General features: G+C 68.9%; 17 protein-coding genes. 4 read left to right on the forward strand and 13 right to left on the reverse strand.

Annotated elements, in window-relative coordinates; all coding sequences use genetic code 11:
- Positions 1-16 precede the first annotated feature (16 nt).
- The 6 genes from FAB82_RS20480 to FAB82_RS20505 form a co-directional block, all read right to left on the reverse strand.
- Positions 17-1336, reverse strand: coding sequence for a M20/M25/M40 family metallo-hydrolase (locus FAB82_RS20480; protein ID WP_136536415.1), 1320 nt, complete (start codon positions 1334-1336; stop codon positions 17-19).
- Between the two features lie 94 nt (positions 1337-1430).
- A complete protein-coding gene (locus FAB82_RS20485) occupies positions 1431-2627 on the reverse strand; it encodes a cation:proton antiporter (protein ID WP_136536416.1) in 1197 nt (398 codons plus the stop codon).
- The gene (locus FAB82_RS20490) at positions 2627-3112 is read right to left on the reverse strand and encodes a cation:proton antiporter regulatory subunit (RefSeq protein WP_136536417.1); all 486 of its coding nucleotides are present in this window, start codon (positions 3110-3112) and stop codon (positions 2627-2629) included. The genes FAB82_RS20485 and FAB82_RS20490 overlap by 1 nt, the downstream gene beginning before the upstream one ends.
- A gap of 64 nt (positions 3113-3176) precedes the next feature.
- Positions 3177-4064, reverse strand: coding sequence for a transglutaminase domain-containing protein (locus FAB82_RS20495; RefSeq protein ID WP_136536418.1), 888 nt, complete (start codon positions 4062-4064; stop codon positions 3177-3179).
- A 120-nt stretch (positions 4065-4184) separates the two neighbouring features.
- Positions 4185-4652, reverse strand: coding sequence for an SAM-dependent methyltransferase (locus FAB82_RS20500; RefSeq protein WP_136536419.1), 468 nt, complete (start codon positions 4650-4652; stop codon positions 4185-4187).
- A gap of 132 nt (positions 4653-4784) precedes the next feature.
- On the reverse strand, positions 4785-6698 hold the full coding sequence (locus FAB82_RS20505; RefSeq protein WP_136536420.1) for a phosphatase PAP2 family protein: 1914 nt from the start codon (positions 6696-6698) through the stop codon (positions 4785-4787).
- Positions 6699-6829: 131 nt separating this feature from the next.
- On the opposite strand from FAB82_RS20505, the gene FAB82_RS20510 reads away from it, so the two are divergent.
- On the forward strand, positions 6830-7828 hold the full coding sequence (locus tag FAB82_RS20510) for a hypothetical protein (RefSeq protein ID WP_136536421.1): 999 nt from the start codon (positions 6830-6832) through the stop codon (positions 7826-7828).
- A 45-nt stretch (positions 7829-7873) separates the two neighbouring features.
- Here the strand turns inward: FAB82_RS20510 and FAB82_RS20515 are convergent, their stop codons facing one another.
- The 6 genes from FAB82_RS20515 to kdd form a co-directional block, all read right to left on the reverse strand.
- A complete protein-coding gene (locus tag FAB82_RS20515) occupies positions 7874-8875 on the reverse strand; it encodes a serine hydrolase (RefSeq protein WP_168801696.1) in 1002 nt (333 codons plus the stop codon).
- A gap of 92 nt (positions 8876-8967) precedes the next feature.
- Positions 8968-10290, reverse strand: a complete 1323-nt coding sequence (locus tag FAB82_RS20520) for a glutamate mutase L (RefSeq protein ID WP_136536433.1) — start codon at positions 10288-10290, stop codon at positions 8968-8970.
- Between the two features lie 5 nt (positions 10291-10295).
- Complete coding sequence (gene kal, locus FAB82_RS20525) at positions 10296-10679, reverse strand: 3-aminobutyryl-CoA ammonia lyase (protein ID WP_136536423.1); 384 nt, start codon at positions 10677-10679, stop codon at positions 10296-10298.
- Entirely contained in the window at positions 10676-11419 is a 744-nt protein-coding gene (gene kamE / locus FAB82_RS20530; protein ID WP_136536424.1) for a lysine 5,6-aminomutase subunit beta, read from the reverse strand. Before kamE ends, kal begins: the two co-directional genes overlap by 4 nt.
- Positions 11416-12990: a lysine 5,6-aminomutase subunit alpha gene (gene kamD, locus FAB82_RS20535; RefSeq protein WP_136536425.1), complete on the reverse strand. Its 1575-nt coding sequence runs from the start codon at positions 12988-12990 to the stop codon at positions 11416-11418. The genes kamE and kamD overlap by 4 nt, the downstream gene beginning before the upstream one ends.
- Positions 12987-14036 carry an L-erythro-3,5-diaminohexanoate dehydrogenase gene (gene kdd / locus FAB82_RS20540; protein WP_136536426.1) on the reverse strand — a complete coding sequence of 350 codons (1050 nt, stop codon included), beginning with the start codon at positions 14034-14036 and terminating at the stop codon, positions 12987-12989. Before kdd ends, kamD begins: the two co-directional genes overlap by 4 nt.
- A 152-nt stretch (positions 14037-14188) precedes the next feature.
- Here kdd and FAB82_RS20545 point away from each other — a divergent pair, with 152 nt between their 5' ends.
- Genes FAB82_RS20545 through FAB82_RS20555 form a run of 3 tightly spaced genes read left to right on the forward strand, consistent with a single transcriptional unit; the run spans position 14189 to position 17679 of the window.
- Positions 14189-15673 carry a KamA family radical SAM protein gene (locus FAB82_RS20545; protein WP_136536427.1) on the forward strand — a complete coding sequence of 495 codons (1485 nt, stop codon included), beginning with the start codon at positions 14189-14191 and terminating at the stop codon, positions 15671-15673.
- A gap of 2 nt (positions 15674-15675) precedes the next feature.
- On the forward strand, positions 15676-16521 hold the full coding sequence (locus FAB82_RS20550; protein ID WP_136536428.1) for a beta-keto acid cleavage family enzyme: 846 nt from the start codon (positions 15676-15678) through the stop codon (positions 16519-16521).
- A gap of 9 nt (positions 16522-16530) precedes the next feature.
- Complete coding sequence (locus FAB82_RS20555; RefSeq protein ID WP_136536429.1) at positions 16531-17679, forward strand: glutathione S-transferase C-terminal domain-containing protein; 1149 nt, start codon at positions 16531-16533, stop codon at positions 17677-17679.
- Here FAB82_RS20555 and FAB82_RS20560 read toward each other — a convergent pair.
- On the reverse strand, positions 17670-18197 hold the full coding sequence (locus FAB82_RS20560) for a DUF4760 domain-containing protein (protein WP_136536430.1): 528 nt from the start codon (positions 18195-18197) through the stop codon (positions 17670-17672). The two genes, FAB82_RS20555 and FAB82_RS20560, sit on opposite strands and share 10 nt — an antisense overlap.
- Between the last annotated feature and the right edge of the window lie 160 nt (positions 18198-18357).

Below are 18357 nucleotides of genomic sequence, written 5' to 3' on the forward strand. Positions count from 1 at the left end.
TCGCGCCCCGGCCGCATTACACCTGGGAGAGGAAGCGGTCCATGGTGTCGACACCGAACTTGAGTCCGTCGAGCGGGACGCGCTCGTCGATCCCGTGGAAGAGGGCGGTGAAGTCCAGGTCTGCGGGGAGCTTGAGCGGGGCGAAGCCGAAGCAGCGGATGCCGAGCGTCGCGAAGGCCTTGCCGTCAGTGCCGCCGGAGAGCATGTACGGAACCGTCTTGGCGCCGGGGTCGGTGATGCGGATGGCCTCGGCCATCGCGTCGACCAGGGGTCCGTCGAAGGTGGTCTCGTAGCCGGGCTGGCGGATCTCGTAGTCGAATTCGATGCCGTCGCCGGCCAGTTCCCGCAGCTTGGCCTCGAGTTCGTCATTGCGCCCGGGGAGCGAGCGGCAGTCCAGGACGGCCTCGGCGGTGGAAGGGATGACATTGGTCTTGTATCCCGCGTCGAGGCGGGTCGGGTTGGCGGTGTTGCGGAGCGTGGCGCCGATGAGGCGGGAGATCGGTCCGAGCTTGGCGACGGCCTCGTCGGGGTTGTCGGGGTCGAACTCGATGTCGGTGAGCTCGGAGACCGAGTCGAGGAACTGACGCACCGTCGGGGTCATCTCGATCGGGAACTCATGCTGCCCGATATTGGCGACGGCCCTGGACAGGCGGGTGACGGCGTTGTCGTCGTGGAGCATCGAGCCGTGTCCGGGGCGGCCGGTGGCGCGCAGGCGCAGCCAGTCGAGCCCCTTCTCGGCGGTTTGGACCAGGTAGACGCGCAGGTCGTTGGAGAGCGTGACGGAGAATCCGCCGACCTCGCCGACGGCCTCGGTGACGCCCTCGAACACCTCGGGGTGCTCTTCGACCATGAAGCGGGCGCCGTAGTCGGAGCCGGCCTCTTCGTCGGCGGTGAACAGCAGGACCAGGTCGCGCGGCGGGACCTTGCCCTCGCGCCGCCAGCGGCGGACGACCGCGAGGAGCATCGCGTCGAAGTCCTTCATGTCGACGGCGCCACGGCCCCACAGGTAGCCGTCCTTGATCTCGCCGCCGAAGGGGTGGACCGACCACTCGTCGGCCTCGGCCGGGACGACGTCGAGGTGGCCGTGCAGCAGCAGCGCCCCGCGCGAGGGGTCGGCCCCGGGGTAGCGGGCGGCCACGGAAGCGCGGCCGGGCGCGGATTCATAGATCTTGGCCTCGAGCCCGACCTCGGCGAGTTTCTCGGCGACGTACTCGGCAGCCGCGCGTTCGCCCTTGGCGGTGTCGTTGTCGCCGGTGTTGGTGGTGTCGATGCGGATGAGGTCGCGGGCGATCTCGACGACCTCGTCATCCGGGTGGGGCTTCACGGTTTCTGCCATCGTTGATTTCTATCAAGTGCCCCATCAGTCCCCTACGGCGCAGGGCGTACGGCTGTCGCTGTCTTCACTTCGGACCGGTCCGGCCGGTGCCGGGTCATCCCGCCGCGGCGGTCGCGGCGCGGCGACGGGCGCGGAGCTTGGCCTTGCGGCGGGCGGTGATCGGTTCGGCCAGGCGCGGCGCGATGGGGCCGAGCGCAGCGAGGATGAGGACGTAGGCGGCCGTCATGGTGCCGAGCGTCGCGTTGACTCCGGCGGCGACGGCGAGCCCGGCGATGACGATGGAGAACTCCCCGCGCGGCATCAGGACGAGGCCGGCGCGGAGCTTGCCGGTGAAGGCCGAGCCGGAGCGTCCGGCGGCCCACCAGCCGGTGGCGAACTTGGTGGCGATGCAGACGATGGCGAGGAGTATGGCGACCGGCAGGACCGGTGGCAGGTCGGCGGGGACGGTCGAGAGTCCGAAGTTGACGAAGAAGATCGCCGAGAACAGGTTCTTGAGCGGCTCCAGGACCTCTTCGGCCTGGCGGGAGACCTCGCCGGAGAGCGCGATGCCGACGAAGAACGCGCCGACGGCGGCCGAGACGTGGACGAGTTCGGCCAGTCCGGCGACGACCAGGACGATGCCCATGACCTTGAGCATGAGGATCTCGTTGCTCGGGGAGGCCAGGAACCGGGACAGGGTCGCGCCGCCGCGGGAGGCGACGAAGAACGCGGCCGCGACGGCCACGAGCGCCAGCCCGAGTCCCCAGGCCGCCTGCGAGAACGCGAGTCCGGCCAGGAGCGTCGTGACGATCGGCAGGTAGATCGCCATCATGAGGTCCTCGGCCACGAGCAGCGCGAGCACAGTGGGCGTCTCGCGGTTACCGAGCCATCCCAGGTCGCTGAGGACCTTCGCGATGATGCCGGAGGAGGACACGTAGGTGACGCCGCCGAAGACGATCGCACCGACGGGGCCCCAGCCGAGCAGCAGCGCGCAGACCACGCCGGGCGCGGCATTGAGGACGAGGTCGACCAGGGCGGCCAGCCAGGAGGTCTTCATGGTGCCGAGCAGTTCGCGCGGCGTGTATTCGAGGCCGAGGGTGAACAGCAACAGCACCACGCCGACTTCGGCGCCGACCTCCAGGAAGCCGTCGATCGCGTGGAGTTCGTAAATGCCGCCGGCGCCGAAGGCGAGGCCGGCGATCAGGTAGAGCGGGATCGCCGAGACGCTGAATCGGCCGGCGAGGGCCCCGAGCAGGCCGAGCGCTCCGATGAGGAGGCCGAGTTCGAGAAGGAGCTCGACGGTGTTGTGCATTATTCGATGCCGCGCAGGATGCGATCGACGCCGTCGACGGCCTCTTCGGTTCCGATGGTGACCAGGCGGTCGCCGACATGGAGGAGCGAGGAGGGCGTCGGCCCGGTCTCGACCCCGTCGGAGCGGACGATCGCGACGATGGAGGCGCCGGTCCGGGTCCGGGCCCGGGTGTCCCCAAGGGACCGTTCCGCGTAGGGGCTGGTGGCGTCGACGTGGAGCTGGCGCGAGACGAGGTTGTCGATCTCGTGGTGGAGCCGGTTGATCTTCTCGATGATGCGGGCACCACCGAGAAGTTCCCCGAGCGCTCCGGACTCCTCGGCGTCGAGGACGACGCATTCGAGGGCCGAATCGGGGTCGTCGGGGTCGTAGAGGATGAAGTCGCGGCGGCCTTCGCGGTGGGCCACGACCCCGAGTCTCACACCCCGTTTGGTCTCGAATTCGAACCGTACGCCGATGCCTGGCAACTCGGTTCGTTCCACGTCCACTTTTGGTCACTCCCTCGTTGTCGCTGACGCAGAGAACCGTATCTCAAGGCGGACGGGCGCGGCCTCAGGTGGCCAGTACCGGTTCGGCCGACTTGCGAATGAAGTTGAAGACCTGGTCGGGGACGCGGATTCCGTCCTCGGCCTCGTAGAGTTCTCTGACGTCGGCGGCGGTGTCGGGGTCGGCGGTGAGCGAGGCGAGGCGGTCGAAGAGGTCGAGGGGTGCGCCGTCGATCGGGCTCGGCTCGGGCATGGCGCCCCAGACGTCCCACGGCAGGAGCTCCATATTGGCCAGCGCGGCGGTGTCCCGGATGAGGTTCCCGGCGATCCACCACCAGCCGAATTCGTCATCCGTATCGGCCAGGCCGCACCTGTCGGGGTCGAGTTCGCCGGCGCGGAAGGACTCCCAGGCCTGCCCGGCGACGACGAACTTGTCGCGAGGGATGTCGACGGGGTCGAAGTCGAGGTTGAGGGACTCGACCAGGATCGGGTCCATCTGTGCGTCGCCCAGGATCCAGCGGCCCTCGGCGGCGTTCCAGTATTCGGCGACCCAGTGGTCGACATGCCAGCCGGGCTGGAAGTAGGTGCCGAATCCGCAGCGGGCGCGGGCGGGGATGCCGTGGGCGCGGAGGGCGGCGACGGTGATGAGGGTGAAGTGGCGGCAGCTGCCGCCGAGCCGGTCGGCGGGTTCGCGCCGCTCGGCCAGGGGGCGGCCGTCGGCGAGCAGTCGTCCGAGAATGTGTTCGGTCGACCTGAGGTGGCCGGTCTCGGTGTATCCGGGTTCTCGGTCGAGGCCGTAGAGCCCGGGGAGGAACTCGTGGATCAATAGGCCGGGGACGGCTTCGAACAGCGCGGGGACGTCGCCGGGGAGGGTTTCGAGGGAGGCCTGGTGCCCTCCGGCGGCGGTTAGTGGCCCGGGTCGGGTGTAGTAGGCGAGAGAGTCGTTGGCGCTCATGGCGTTCCTTTCGTCGGTGCTCTCTCGAACCTAGGTAATTTCAGTCCTAATTCTCCAGATTGGATTCGCACAAATGTACGGGCCGACATTTGTAGGGATTTTGACCGGCGCTGATGGGGTCTAGAAGTACTCGCTCATCAGTCGGCCGACCCATTCCGGTTGGCGCACATCGGTGGGGCGCAGCTCCTCCATGACCGGCTTGAGGTCGAGCACCGGGGTGCCGTCGACCGCGTCGAGGCCGGTGACGGTCAGTTCGCGGCCCCGGACGGCCACGATGGGGCAGGCGGTGACGCCGATCCGGTTGGGGCGCCTCGGTCCTCGGCTGGAGAAGACGCCGACCGCGGGCATGTCGTCGCGGCCCCTGGAACGGAGGGGGGTCCACTCCGTCGGCTCCGTGAACTGGTCGAACACGAATAGGACCTCGACGTGGGAGAAATCCTCCAGGCCCTGCATGCAGTCGTCGCCGAATCGCGCGTCCACCTCGATCACGCTGCGCACACCTCCCCAGTGGTCGGTGTCCTGAACGTCCGTGCGGTCAGTGCGAACCGTGCCGATCGGCTTGACGGTGAATGACGGGTGCTCGTTCATCGGATGCTTCCTCTCACCGGGTCTATTGCGAGGGCGGGCGCCGATCCCGGAGGCCGGAAGGAATCGCCGGGATCGGCGCCCGCACTACAACTGACGCCGCTTCCGACGTGTTCGGTTGCTTTGCAAGGGTTTTCAGTCGATGCGAATGGTCAGCTGCCGCTTCGAGTACGTGGCCGTGGCGGTATAGCCGTCGATGCCGAGCTCGACCGTGTCGAACTCGCCCTCGATCTTCTGCGCCGCGATCACGGGGAACTCGACACCGGGTGCCGGGGGCCGCTGCGGGTCGAGGCCGATGCGCAGCACGCTGCCGGTTTCGAGGTGGACGGTGCCCGCCACGGTGAGAGCGGGCTCGTCGCTGTTTGCGACGATGGCGTCCAGGACGGCGCCGGACTGGGTGTAGTCGCCGCCGACCTCGACGGGGACCTCGACGGCCAAGGCGCCGCCCTTGATATTGACATCGCCGGTTCCGAGCGCGGTCGCCGAGGCGGCGCGGATGGTGCCGGCCTCCAGGTAGACCTCGCCGGTGAAGGCATTGTCGCCGCTGAGGGTCAGCGAGCCCGAACCTGACTTGTGGAGTTTGCCGGAGCCGCCGATGTCATTGCGCCAGGCGTCGGCGGCGCAGAACCCACCGAGGTCGGCGTCCATGACGACCCGGACGTCGCCGTCGAAGCGGCCGTAGCCGTCGGCGGCGGTGAAGAGGTCGAGCCGCCCCCACTGCTCGGGGCCGTCGAGCAGGGCGTAGCCCGAGGGCAGGGCAGTGGTCCGCAGGACCTGTCGGCGCTGTTCACCGTCCAGATAGGGCAGCCGGGTCTCCAGCAGCACCTCGGCCCCCTTGGGAACGGTCAGGTCCTCGCTTTGGCCACTGCGCTCCAGGACGTAGGTGAGGCGCTCGGTGATGCGGGCGCGGCCCGCGTCCCGATCGGCGAAGGGGTCGGTGTCGGGTCCCTCGCGGTGGGCGTAGGAGAACAGCCCGTCTGCGTCGGTGCCGGTCTGGGCGCCCAGATAGGCGACGGCCTGTTCGCGGGCGGCGGCCTTGAGCTCGGAGTTATCGCCGTCGTAAAGGATCGCGGCCGCCAGCGCGGTGGCGAGGATGCGTCCGCCGATGACGTCGACCGGTGAGTGCATGCCCGCGAGGATACGGGTGTGCCCGACGTCGGCGGCGCGCACCAGCAGCTCTTGGAAACGCTCGGGGATCGCGTAGGCGAGGGCGATCGAGGCGAGCCAGGCCGCATTGGTGTGGCCGGAGGGGTAGCCGCCGTCGGTCTCGGGTTCGTCGGAGCGCTGGCGCAGCAGTTGGACCGCGGCGCTGACCTCGGTCTCGTAGACGGGGACGCCGAGGATCGGGAGGCCTTCAGTCTCGACCACCTCGCTGTCGGGATTGAGCCGCCAGGGGCGCGGGTACTGGTAGGTGTACTTGCCGGGGTTGGACGAGGAGTAGTTGCCGCGCACGGTGTTCACCAGCTCTACGACCTTGCCCAGGTCGGAGTCGGTGGCGCCCGCGCCGGTGGCGGACCCGGCGGGGGCGTCGGCGGGCACGGAGTCGCTGATCTTGCCGTCGGGCAGGCCGTCGGGGGCGCCGGTGATCGAGGTGACGGCCTTGGCTCCGGCCTTGTAGACCGCTTCGAGCGGCCCGAGTCCGGCCAGGGCGCTGTAGCTCTGGTGCTGGCGGTCGTGGATGTACGACGCTTTGGACTCGGCCGGGGTGCGGGCGGTCGTGATGTCGGCGCAGTAGGCCAGGTTGTCGGCGAGGACCTTGGTGTCGACCACGATGCCGTTGTCCCAGGAGGAACCTGTCTGCCAGATCGCCTCGATGCCGGAGAGGATGCGGACGGCGGCATTGGTGTCGATGGAGAGGTTGTCGGTGGTGTTGGTCTTGTAGTCGTCCACGAATGCCGTGCCGGACCATTGGGCCGGGGGCGCATCGCGCGTTGCGGGTGCGGCGAAGGCGGTTTCGGGGAGAGCGGTGGACGCGGCGGCGCCGACGGCGAGGGCGGCCGAGCCGATGAGAAGGCTGCGGCGGTCGACCGTGTGCTGCTGATGGGTCATGTGGTCACTTCCAGAGGCTGTTACCGGTATCGGCATTGACTGTTCTTGGGGAAGTTGAACGCGTGGTGGCCTGAGGGTGAATCGCATTGGCCGGTCGGCGGTCCAGCGAGGCTCTGGATAGGATTCCCGGCATGCCCTCCCCCTTCATCGACTCCGACGGTGACGTGCTCACTTACCCCACTCCGCCGCCGCGCCGCGTGCCGGGGTTCGTGGCGTTCCTGCTCTGGTTCATCGCTTTGGCCGCTACCTCGAACATCGGACAGTTCGCGGGTTCCTACCTGTACCAGCAGTCCGAGTTGGCGACATGGCAGGCCGTCCTCGTCGGCTGGGTGCTCGGAATCGCGGTCGGCACGACCCTGTTCAGCGGCGTGGCCTGGGCACGCGCGCCCCGCGGCGGATGGTGGGTCGCCTTCAAGCTGCCGCTGGTCATCAGGGTGTTCCTGCGGGTCGTGGTCTATCTCGGCGTACCGGCCCTGTCGTTCGTGTCGTTCCTCGTTCTCCCTCCGGAGTTGGAATCGGACCTGTTCGTCCTCGTCTTCATCGGCGGGCTGGTCGTCACGCTGGTCATCGGTGCGCCGCTGGTCGAGAGGGCGTCCCGGCCGGTCGACGGAGCCGAACCCATGTGGGATCGGTTCCGCCCCAGGGGCGCGGTGCGGCGCGACGTCTTGACGCCTGAGCAGGTCGCGGAGGTGACCGGGCGGTCCGTGCAGGAGGTGATCCGGCTCGACGCCGACCACCCGAAGATCTGGTCGCTTTCTCGCCTCTACCACGGACTGCGGGTCCGGTACGTCCTCGATGATGAGTCCACCGTGGAGGTCACGCATCTGTACCTGAGCGGCACCGTCCACGGCAACAGCTCCATGCGTTCGCAGATGCGCGAGCTCGGAATCACCCCGCAGAAGCGGATCAAGAAACTGGGCAAGTCCCACCGACTCGACCCGATCACGAGCCTCGGCGAGGAGGCCTACGCCTGCACCCCGAACGACGGCGGCACCGAGTGGCTGCTCATCCGCCTCCGCGAGTTCGAGGTGCTGGAGCTCCGCACCTCCGCGGGATACGGCCGCTTCACGCGATTGAGCCTGGCGGAGGCCGCGCTCGCCGCGGACGCCGCTGCCGCCGAGTCGGAATGAACGAATCCCGGTGGGCGCCTTGGCCCACCGGGATCGAGATGCAATCTAGAGCTCGGAGTCGGAGACCGCGTTCTCCTCGACTTCGAGGGTGACCGCGTCGCTGGCCGCCAGGCCCGCCGAGTTCACCTGGTCGAAGAACTTGCGGCCCATGCGAGCGTGCGCCTGGACGACCGGGTGGGTGGCGCCGTAGTTGTCCCAGTGCTTCTCGGACTGCGACATGAACGAGTAGACGAGGGCGGGCGCGCCCGCGGCGTTGTAGACGATCCCGGACTCATTGCGTTCGGCGTCGTCGGCGCCGTATTTCATGGCGATGCGGGAGCGCTCGGCCGAGGACATGTTGCGGCGGAAGCCGTCGTGGTAGCCGCTGAGGCCCTTGAGGACATTGAGGAAGAAGCGGGTGCCGTCGGCCGACAGGAGCTCACCGAGGGCGAGCCGGTGGAGCATGTCGTTGGTCTCGGCGGTGGTGGTGTCCCCCAGCCACATCCGGGCCGGGTTGGCCGGGTTGGGGATCACGCGCGTGTCAGTGAATCCCTTGGCCTCGAGCACTTCATTGATCTCGGCGGGCGGGCAGACCAGGCCGCACAGACGCACCGCTGTGTTGTCGGAGGTCAGGAGCAGGGCGACCAGGATGTTGGCGACGGTGATCTCGTCGCCGTAGGCGGTCTGGTGGAAGTAGAAGCCCGAACCGGTGAGGATGATGTCCGCGTTCAGGGTGACCCGGTCGTCCAGGTTCAGCTCGCCCCGGTCGATCTTGTCGAGGACACCGAGTGCAATGCCGAGTTTGTTCATGCTCGCGGCGGTCTGGACGCTCGTCGAGTTGTGGTCGACCGCGACGGTGGGTGCGGCGGTGCCGTTGAGCAGGGTGACCGTGCCCTGCCAGGTGCCTCCGGCCTTGGCGATCTCGGAGTTGAACACGTCCCGGATCCGGGCCGCGCAGTCGCGAGCCGACGCCGAGGTGGTCTCCGCCTGCGCGGTTCCGGCGGTGCCGAGAACGGCTCCGGCCGCGGTGAGCCCTGCCCCGAGCTTGACTACATCACGTCGCTGCATAGTTGCCTTCCGTTGAGTCGCACCAAATTCGGTATCGCAGGCGTAGACGCTTGTGGGCATCCGATCGGTTGCCCGACCCGGGTCGGACCGCATCACATTCCGGAGAGCAGCCGTTCGGCGGCGTCGCGGTGGCCGTTCGCGGCGAGGAGGCCGGCCGGGGCCAGGACGTAGTCGGTGTCGATCACGATCCCGGCGTCCTTCGGGGGGCGGATGCCGCCGGAGGTGTCGGCGCAGACGGCCTCGCGGAGCCACTCCCCCGCTTCGGGATCGCGGCGCAGGATCCCGCCGGAGCCGATGACGAGGCCGATGCCCGCGAGATCCTTGCCGCCGCGCAGCGGTTCGGTGGGGCCCCCGACCCGTTCACCTCGGGCATGGCGGCGCACGGCGACGCGGGCGGCCAGCGCGCTCAGTTCCGCGTCTACGGCACGGTCGGGCTCGCTGTCGGACCCCAGTTCCGGGTGTTCGGTGCGGTGGCTCGCGGCATCGCTGAGGGGCCGGCCGGTGGGCAGGTCTTCGTCCGCTGCGGCCTCGACAATCCCGGTGGCGGTGTGGCGGACCCCCAGATCTCCTTCGACGGTCCTGGAGCGCCAGGCTGTCCCGGCGACCTCGGCCCGGGGCCCCTGGAGTTCGGCGTCCGGGGTGAGCACGGAGTACACGTCGGTGGTCGCTCCTCCCACATCGATCACCAGGAGGTCCGTCTCGAGGGTGTCGGCGAGGAGTTCGACGCCGGTGAGCACCGCGTCGGGGGTGGCGGCCTTGACCATGCGGGTGAAGTCGGCGCTGGCCGACAGCTGCTTTCCGGCGATGACGTGGCGCAGGAAGACCTCGCGGAGTGCGGACCGGGCGGGCAGTGGGTCGAGGGTGCCGATGCGCGGCAGCACGTTCCCGACGCCGGTCACGTCGATCCCCGCTCCGGCGAGCAATCCGGTTATGTCCTCGGCGGCATTCGCATTGCCCGCCAGCACGACCGGGGCGCGCAGTCCGGAGTCGGCGAGTGCCTCGGCGTGGTCGCGCAGGACGGTCGCGTCCCCGCCGTCGGTGCCTCCGGCCAGGAGGATCACGTCGGGACGGGCGGCGGCGAGGCCCGCGAGGTCGCCCGCGTCGAGGCGCCCGGCGCACACGCTCACGACTCGAGCGCCGGCGCTGAGTCCTGCGCGGTAGGCGGCGCGGGCGGTCACCAGCGGCTCATTGCCGATGACGCCCAGACGCAGGCCGCCTCCGGCCGAGGAGCACACCAGGGTCTCGGATGCCGTTCCGCCGCTTGGCATTGCGTCCGCGGCGGCCCGTTCCAGTCCGTGCATGACGTCGGTGGCGAGCGTGGTCGGGTGCGAGGCGGTGCCGAGGAGCGCGCCCGTATCCGCGTCGACGGCGGCGGCCTTGGTGTAGGTCGAGCCGACGTCGACGCAGACGACGATGCGGCTCACGGAACTACAACGGTGCCGGTGGCGGTGGTCGCGGTGATGGGCTCGTCCAGGACGTTCGCCGCCGATTCGCCCTTGTCGGGGTCGGCGCGGCACACCACGACCAGGGTGAACTCGACGGTGCGGCTGCGCGTCCCTGTTCGGGTGATCGTCCCGGTCGCCTCGACCACGTCGCCGGCGCGGATCGGGGCCTTGAACTGGACGTCGGAATAGGAGGCGAAGAGGCCTTCGTCGCCGTCGGTCAGGATGCACAGTTCGGTGGCGACGTCGCCGAACATGCCGAGCGCGTACGCCCCGTCGACCAGGTCGCCGCCGTAGTGGGCGTGGCTGTAGGGGATGTAGCGGCGGTGGGTGACGGCGGTGCCGTCGTGGCCTGCGCTCATGCTGCTTCCTTCGAGGTGACGAGCCGGTGGACGAGGTAGGAGGCGACGTCCGAGGGGGTGGTGCCGCGGGTGAAGATGCGGTCGACGCCGAGTTCGTCGGCGGCGTGCTCGTCGAAGCGGGGGCCGCCGATGACGAGCAGTGGCCGCTTTCCCGGCGGCAGTGCCTCGCGGAAGGCCGCCGACATCTCGCGGGTGTTGTGGAGGTGGGCGTCCTTCTGGGTCACGACCTGTGAGACCAGGACGGCGTCGGCGCCCTCGTCTACCGCGCGGTTGACCAGGTCCGGAACGGCGACCTGGGCTCCGAGGTTGACCACCCGCAGTTCACGGTAGTACTCCAGGCCCTTCTCCCCCGCGACGCCCTTGATATTGAGGATGGCGTCGATGCCGACGGTGTGGGCGTCGGTGCCGATGCAGGCGCCGACGACGCAGAGCTTGCGGCCGAGCCCGGCCTTGATGGCCTCGTTGACCTCCTTGGGGCCGAGGATCGGGTAGTCGCGCTCGACCACTTTGACCTCGTCCAGGTTGACCAGGTGGGTCGCGGCACCGTAGACGACGAAGAAGGTGTGGCCGGTGCCGATGGGTTTGGCGTGCACGAGCATCGCACCGTCGAGGCCCATTTTGGAGGCGAGCTGGAGGGCGGCGCCCTCGGCGCGCTTGTCGTGGGCGACGGGCAGGGTGAACGACAGCTGCACCATGCCGTCGCCGGTGGTGTCGCCGTAGGGGCGCACGATCTGGCTCATGACCGAGTTCCTTCGCCGTTGAGGAGTTCGACGGCGGGGTTGTAGTAGTCGGCGGCGCGCTTCGCGACGCCTTCGAGGCCCCGGCCGCCGTCGGCGGGGCGCTTCATGATGCCGAAGGTGCCGTCGGCGATGGCGTTCAGCAGTCCGTCGGCTTCGATGCGTTCCAGCAGGTCGACGGCCTCGCCGAGGACCTGGTTCGCGCGATTGGCGATGAACCCGTCCGGCGGGGGCCGGAAGTCCTCGGTCAGGCCCCCGGCCGCGCTCAGGACGTAGCGCACGTTCTGGAGGGCGATGTCCCGATCGGACAGCCAGGGGGTGACGACCGCTTCGGTCATCATGCCCACCAGTAGGATCGACTGACCGGTCATGACCCCGGCGAGATTGAAGAACCCGTCCAGGAGGTTGCCGCGGAAGACGTCACCGGTCATGTGCTTGGTCGGCGGCATCCACTTCAGCGGCGCGTCGGGGAACAGCTGGCGGGCCAGCAGCGCGTGCGCGAGTTCCATCCGGAACGACTCGGGCACTTCGGGATTGATCTCGAAGGCGTGCCCCAGGCCCAGCAGCTCGTCGGGCAGACCCGCCTCGTGGGCGAAGTACTCGTTGAGCAGCTGCGAGACGGTGACGGTGTGGGCGGCCTCGACCGCGTCGGCGGTGGTGAGGTAGTTGTCCTCGCCGGTGTTGATGATGATCCCAGCGCGGGCGTGGATCTGCCGCGAGAACCGTTGGTCTACAAAGGTGCGAATGGGGTTGATGTCGCGGAACAGGATGCCGTACATGCAGTCGTTGAGCATCATGTCGAGCCGGTTCATCCCGGCCAGCGCGGCGATCTCGGGCATGCAGAGCCCCGAGGCGTAGTTGCAGAGCCTGACGTAGCGGCCGATCTCGGCGGAGGTCTCGTCGAGCGCGGCGCGCATGAGGCGGAAGTTCTCGCCGGTGGCGTAGGTCCCGGCGAAGCCCTCGCGTGTGGCGCCCTCGGGGACGTAGTCCAGCAGGGACTGGCCCGTGGAGCGGATGACGGCGATGATGTCGGCCCCGGCCTTGGCGGCGGACTGGGCCTGCGGGATGTCCTCGTAGATGTCGCCGGTGGCGACGATGAGGTAGATCCAGGGCCGCTGCGGCGGGTCGCCGATGTCGCGGACCATTTGCGACCGGTGCCCCCGCTGGGCGTCGATCCGGTCGAAGCCCGCTTGGACGGCGGCAAGCGAGCGCTCGCGGGCGGCGTCCCTCGCCTTGCCCTGGGGCGCTTCGAAGGTGACGGCGCCGGCGGCGCTGGCGTGGGCGAGCCGGGTCAGGTCGGGGTAGTCGCCCTGGTTCAGGGCGTGGAAGATCGAGGCGGCGATGCCGGATTCGATGCCGACCTGTTCGGCGACGGCGTCGGCGAGGCGGTTGACCCACGGGATGCCCTCGGGGTCGGCGCCGGTGAGTCCGGCCAGGCGCAGAGTGGCGCGTTCGACGGAGACGGTGGTGTGGCTGCGGGCCAGGTCGACCACGGGGCGGCCGGCGCGGCCCGCGAGGCCCCGGGCACGCATGACCAGGTCGGGGTCGAGCGGCAGGAGCGGCTTGGCGGTCATGCGCGGGCCTCCGTGCGCTCGGCGAACAGGTTCTCGAGTTCGGGGTGGGCGGCCACGAGCTGGAGCGCGTAGTCGGCGTGACCTGGGACGTAGCCGTTGCCGATGAGCATTTCGACGTCGGCGGCGAGGCCTTCGGCGCCGAGGGCGGCGGACGGGAATGAGGTCGCCATGGAGAAGAAGACGACGGTGCCGCCGGTGGTGGTGGACAGGATCGCGCCGTGTTCGCAGCCGGGGACGTCGACGCAGACGACCGTGACGTCGGCGCCCCTGCCGCCCAGGGCGTCGGTGACGGCTCCGGAGAGGGCGATCGGATCGGTGGCGTCGGCGACGGCGATGCGGGCGGCCAGGCCGGTCTGCTCCAGGCGGGCGGCTTCGGCCTCGTCTCGGACGATGCCGAGCGTGGTCGCCGCGCGGGCGTCCCGGGCGGCGGCCAGCGACAGCGATCCGGATTTCCCGGCGGCGCCGAGGACGGCGACGGTCGTCTGCGAGGGCGCCCGGCGGGCGACGACGCGCCTGACCAGGGCGGGCGCTCCGCACACGTCGAAGACGGCGAGGGCGAGCGCCTCGGGAAGGTGCTCGGGGAGGACGGCGGCGATGGAGCGCGCGAAGAGGATGGCGTGTCCCGAGGCGGGGACCTGTTCGCCGAGGCCGTTCCAGCGGGCGAGGCCGTCGGTGATGGCGAGCGGGGTGAGGGTGAGGGAGACGAGGGTGGCGATCTTCTGGCCGGGTTTGAGCCCGAGCGGGGAGCGGGGGCCGACTTCGTCGACGGTGCCGATGAGCATTCCGCCGGAGCCGGTGGCCGGATTGTGCATCTTGCCGCGCCGCTCGATGATGCCGAGGACTTCGGCCCGAATGGCGGCCCCGTCCCCGCCGTGGGCGGCGTGAAGCTGCCGGTAGGAGGCGGCGTCGAGGTTGAGCCGCTCGACGCTGACGCGCGCTTCGGAGTCGGCGATCTGGGGGTTGGTGTCGAGTTTGTCCGCTGCTTGTGGCAGCACCCCGGTGGGGCTGACGACTCGGTGCGATCCGACTGGTGAGTCCGTCGACATCGTTGCCGCCCTTCATATAGAGAGGAATATTTGGAATCTCAATATGCGAGACCTAGCGAACAACTGTAACTGAAGGTTATCCTCGTCACAAGATGGCTATCCGCTGTCTGTACGGCTTCCCCGGCCAACATACCGGGCATGGAGGTGCAAACGTGACCGACCAACCGATCGGTGAGAAACTACCCGCCGCGATCGAACAGCCCTACCAGTACCGGCGACGGACTCTGGTCGAACCCGACTGGACCCGTTTCCCCGGCTGGACCGGCGCCACCGCCGAGGACTGGGCCTCCGCGCAGTGGCAGCGCGCGCACTGCGTCAAGAACGTGAAACAGCTGCGGGAGGTGGTCGGCGACCGGCTGCACGAGTCGTTCTACGAGGACCTGGCCTCCGACATGGAGCGGGCGGCGACGATGTCGATGCTGCTCCCGCCGCAGATGCTCAACACGATGGTGCCCGACATCGAGGACACCACGCCGGGCTCGTGGACGGACGCGTTCTACGCCGACCCGGTCCGCCGCTACATGCTGCCCGTGCTCTCCGACCGCCGCACCGACTGGCCGTCGCACCCCTTCGCCACCCGCGATTCCCTGCACGAGCACGACATGTGGGCCGTCGAGGGCCTGACCCACCGCTACCCGACCAAGGTGCTCGCCGAGCTGCTCTCCACCTGCCCCCAGTACTGCGGGCACTGCACCCGCATGGACCTGGTCGGCAACTCCACCCCCACCGTCGACAAGCGCAAGCTCTCGCTGAAGCCGGTCGACCGTCAGACCGCGATCCTCGACTACCTCGACGCCCACCCCGGGGTGCGGGACGTGGTCGTCTCCGGCGGCGACGTCGCGAACCTGCCGTGGAAGAACCTGGAACGCTTCCTGGACCGGCTGCTCGACATCGAGACCATCCGCGACATCCGCCTGGCCACCAAGGCGCTCATGGGACTCCCGCAGCACTGGTTGCAGGACGAGATCGTCGAGGGCATGGCGCGCGTCGCCAAGCGCGCGGCCGGTCAGGGCGTCAACCTGGCGATCCACACCCACATCAACCACGCCAACTCGGTGACCCCGGCGGTGGCGAAAGCGGCCGCGGCCATGCTCGACGCCGGTGTGCGGGACGTCCGCAACCAGGGTGTGCTCATGCGCGGCATCAACGACACCCAGGCCGACCTGCTCGACCTGTGCTTCGCCATGCAGGGCGAGGCGAACATCCTGCCGTACTACTTCTACATGTGCGACATGATCCCTAACGCCGAGCACTGGCGCACCTCCGTCGCGCAGGCGCAGGACCTCCAGACCGCGATCATGGGCTACCTGCCCGGCTACGCGACCCCGCGGATCATCTGCGACGTGCCGATGGTCGGCAAGCGGTGGGTCCACCAGCTGTCCGAGTACGACCGGGAGCTGGGGATCTCGTACTGGACCAAGAACTACCGGACCTCGATCGAGGCCGACGATCCCGACGCGCTCACCCGGCGCTATCCGTTCTACGACCCGATCGACACGCTTCCCAAGGCGGGTCAGGGGTGGTGGGCGAACATGCATCCGCCGGCTCGAGTGGCCGAGGACGGCAATGCGGCGGCGGCGAAGTCGCGCGAAGCCGTGGCGCGCCACGACGAGGCGGCAATCGACACGGGGGTCTGACCATGGGCGGCACCCTCATCACCGTTGCCCCCACCGGGGCCGAGGCCGACAAGGCGAAGGTCCCGGAGCTGCCGGTGACACTGGATGAACTGGTGGAGACGGCGGTGGCCTGCGAGCGCGCGGGCGCGGCCGTCATCCACGTCCACATTCGCGGCGACGACGCCAAGCCGACCCTCGACCAGGGCAGGCTCCGCGACACCGTGGCGACTCTTCGCGAGGCGACCGGCCTGGTCGTGCAGCTATCGTCGGGCGGGGCGGTGACCGATCCCGAGTCGGATCGGCTGGCCGTGCTCGACGCGGAACCGGACATGGCCTCCTGCACGATGGGCACGGTGAACTTCGGCGACGACGTGTTCATGAACCGCTGGGGGTTCATCGTCGAGCTGCATCGGCGCATGCAGGATCGGGCCGTGGTCCCCGAATACGAGCTGTTCGACCTGGGCCACCTGCCCTCGCTGGCGCGGCTGCTGGACGAGCACGGCCTGCCGTTCGGCGGGCACGTCCACGTGGACTTCGTGCTCGGAGTGCCGGGCGGAGCGGCGGGCGACGCGGCGACTGTCACGGCCTTCGCCGAGGGAGTCCGGCGCTACCTGCCGGAGGGAACCACGTTCTCGGCCACCGGGATTGGACGAACGACCCTGCCGGTGATGTTCGCGTCCCTGGCGTCCGGCGGTCACCTGCGGGTCGGCATGGAGGACACCGTCCAGTTCGCCCGGCGCACGCCGGTCAAGGACAATGCGCAGCTGGTGAAGCGGGCGGCCGAGGCGGCGAAGCTGGCGCAGCGGCCGCCGATGTCCACAGCGGAGGCCCGCAAGCTTCTGGGCATCCGCGACACCGGAGTCGCATAGGCTGGATTCATGGCACAGAGCGAAGCGGACCGGCAGGGCGAGGCGCAACCGACCGTCACGACCGAATACTCCACCAAGGGCGCCTACGTCACCGGCGAGGAGTTCAACCGGGACACGCACTACATCGAGGACCGGGTCGTGGCCGATGTCGAGGCCGTCCGGGCCGCGCCGATCGCGGAGTCCTCGAAGATCGGGGACCCGCGGATGGCCGGTCTCACCGCGGACGCGCGGGCCTGGCCGGTCGAGCCGGGCCGGTACCGGCTCGTGGCGGCGCGGGCCTGTCCGTGGGCGCATCGCTCGATCATCATTCGTCGTCTGCTGGGTCTGGAAGGGGTCATCTCGCTGGCCACTCCGGGCCCGGTGCACGACGTCCGCTCCTGGACGTTCGACCTGAGTCCGGACGGCCGGGACCCGGTGCTCGGCACGGAGCGGTTGCAGGAGAACTACTTCAAGCGCTTCCCCGAGTATCCGCGCGGCATCACCGTGCCTGCCCTGGTGGACATTCCCTCCGGCGGGGTGGTCACCAACAACTATCCGCAGCTGACGTTCGACTTCTCCACCCAGTGGGCCGAATATCACCGGGAAGGGGCGCCGGATCTCCTCCCGTCGGACCTGATCGACGACATGCTCCCGGTCGTCAAGCGGATCTACACCGAGATCAACAACGGGGTGTACCGGGCGGGGTTCGCCGGTTCACAGCGGGCTTACGACCTGGCCTACGAGCGGCTGTTCGGGGCGCTCGACTGGCTGGAGGAGCGCCTGGCGGACCGTCGATTCGTGATGGGCGACCACCTCACCGAGGCCGACGTCCGGCTCTTCACCACGTTGCTGCGCTTCGACCCGGTCTACCACGGCCACTTCAAGTGCAACCGCAATAAACTCACCGAGATGCCGAACCTGTGGGCCTACGCGCGGGACCTGTTCCAGACCCCCGGCTTCGGCGACACGGCGGACTTCGACCAGATCAAGCGGCACTACTACGTCGTGCACGAGGACATCAACCCGACGCAGCTGGTCCCGGAAGGCCCCGACCTGGAGAACTGGCTCTCCGAGCACGGACGCGAAAAGCTGGGCGGAACGCCGTTCGGGAACGGGACGGCCCCCGGACCGGTTGCGGCAGCAGAGCAACCGCCGGGAGCGAACCCGCTCTACGGGTGACGGTCGGATTCAGGTTCGGGCACTTGTCGAGGAAGTGACTGCGCAGGACCACCCGAAGCCGCCGAACGCTCTTGCCCAAGGCGGTCGGCATAGACGTCGATGAGCGTTTCGAAGTAGCGGTAGAGCTCATCCCCCACCTGCGCCTGGCGATGCTCGATGTACCCCCTGCAGGTGTCGAAGCAGCGCTTCATCGTGCCACCGCGAAGTTCCAGGAGAAGCCGAACATCGATGATGCCGCGGGCACCCAACATCGAAAGGAACTCGTAGTAGTCCAAAATGGTGATGGCGTGCAGCGATTCATCGGGCGTGACGTCGGCGTCTACCGGCCGTCCGGCAGCGATGCGCTCAGCCATCCACATGTCGGCGGCCGCCAGCGTTTCCGTGCTCTGGAAGTTCGTTATCAGGTCGACCGTGTGCTGCCTCCGCTGCGACTGCCGCACCTGCAATACGGTCGTGGCACCGAACACCACTGCCACCATTACTGATGCGGCAGTGTCATTGATGTCGTTGCGAAACATGAGCAGTGCGCTTCCACCGACGACCAGGATGGCGACCAGGCCGGCCTGTATTCCGGTGCGCAGCCAGGGATTTGACTGGTGCCAACGAATCCTGATCCGGCGAAGGGTGCCGGTGCTGTCTAAGGGTCCTTCTGGGAATTAGTTGATGTCTGGTGGCTAT

Origin of the sequence: Glycomyces buryatensis, assembly GCF_004912275.1 — a bacterium.
GTDB classification, from domain to species: Bacteria; Actinomycetota; Actinomycetes; order Mycobacteriales; family Micromonosporaceae; genus Glycomyces; species Glycomyces buryatensis.

Coding starts and splice junctions, on each gene's coding strand:
- FAB82_RS20480 (WP_136536415.1), bottom strand. CDS start 1,336: ATGGCAGAAACCGTGAAGCCCCACCCGGATGACGAGGTCGTCGAGATC.
- FAB82_RS20485 (WP_136536416.1), bottom strand. CDS start 2,627: ATGCACAACACCGTCGAGCTCCTTCTCGAACTCGGCCTCCTCATCGGA.
- FAB82_RS20495 (WP_136536418.1), bottom strand. CDS start 4,064: ATGAGCGCCAACGACTCTCTCGCCTACTACACCCGACCCGGGCCACTA.
- FAB82_RS20500 (WP_136536419.1), bottom strand. CDS start 4,652: ATGAACGAGCACCCGTCATTCACCGTCAAGCCGATCGGCACGGTTCGC.
- FAB82_RS20505 (WP_136536420.1), bottom strand. CDS start 6,698: ATGACCCATCAGCAGCACACGGTCGACCGCCGCAGCCTTCTCATCGGC.
- FAB82_RS20510 (WP_136536421.1), top strand. CDS start 6,830: ATGCCCTCCCCCTTCATCGACTCCGACGGTGACGTGCTCACTTACCCC.
- FAB82_RS20515 (WP_168801696.1), bottom strand. CDS start 8,875: ATGCAGCGACGTGATGTAGTCAAGCTCGGGGCAGGGCTCACCGCGGCC.
- kal (WP_136536423.1), bottom strand. CDS start 10,679: ATGAGCGCAGGCCACGACGGCACCGCCGTCACCCACCGCCGCTACATC.
- kamE (WP_136536424.1), bottom strand. CDS start 11,419: ATGAGCCAGATCGTGCGCCCCTACGGCGACACCACCGGCGACGGCATG.
- kamD (WP_136536425.1), bottom strand. CDS start 12,990: ATGACCGCCAAGCCGCTCCTGCCGCTCGACCCCGACCTGGTCATGCGT.
- kdd (WP_136536426.1), bottom strand. CDS start 14,036: ATGTCGACGGACTCACCAGTCGGATCGCACCGAGTCGTCAGCCCCACC.
- FAB82_RS20550 (WP_136536428.1), top strand. CDS start 15,676: ATGGGCGGCACCCTCATCACCGTTGCCCCCACCGGGGCCGAGGCCGAC.
- FAB82_RS20555 (WP_136536429.1), top strand. CDS start 16,531: ATGGCACAGAGCGAAGCGGACCGGCAGGGCGAGGCGCAACCGACCGTC.
- FAB82_RS20560 (WP_136536430.1), bottom strand. CDS start 18,197: ATGTTTCGCAACGACATCAATGACACTGCCGCATCAGTAATGGTGGCA.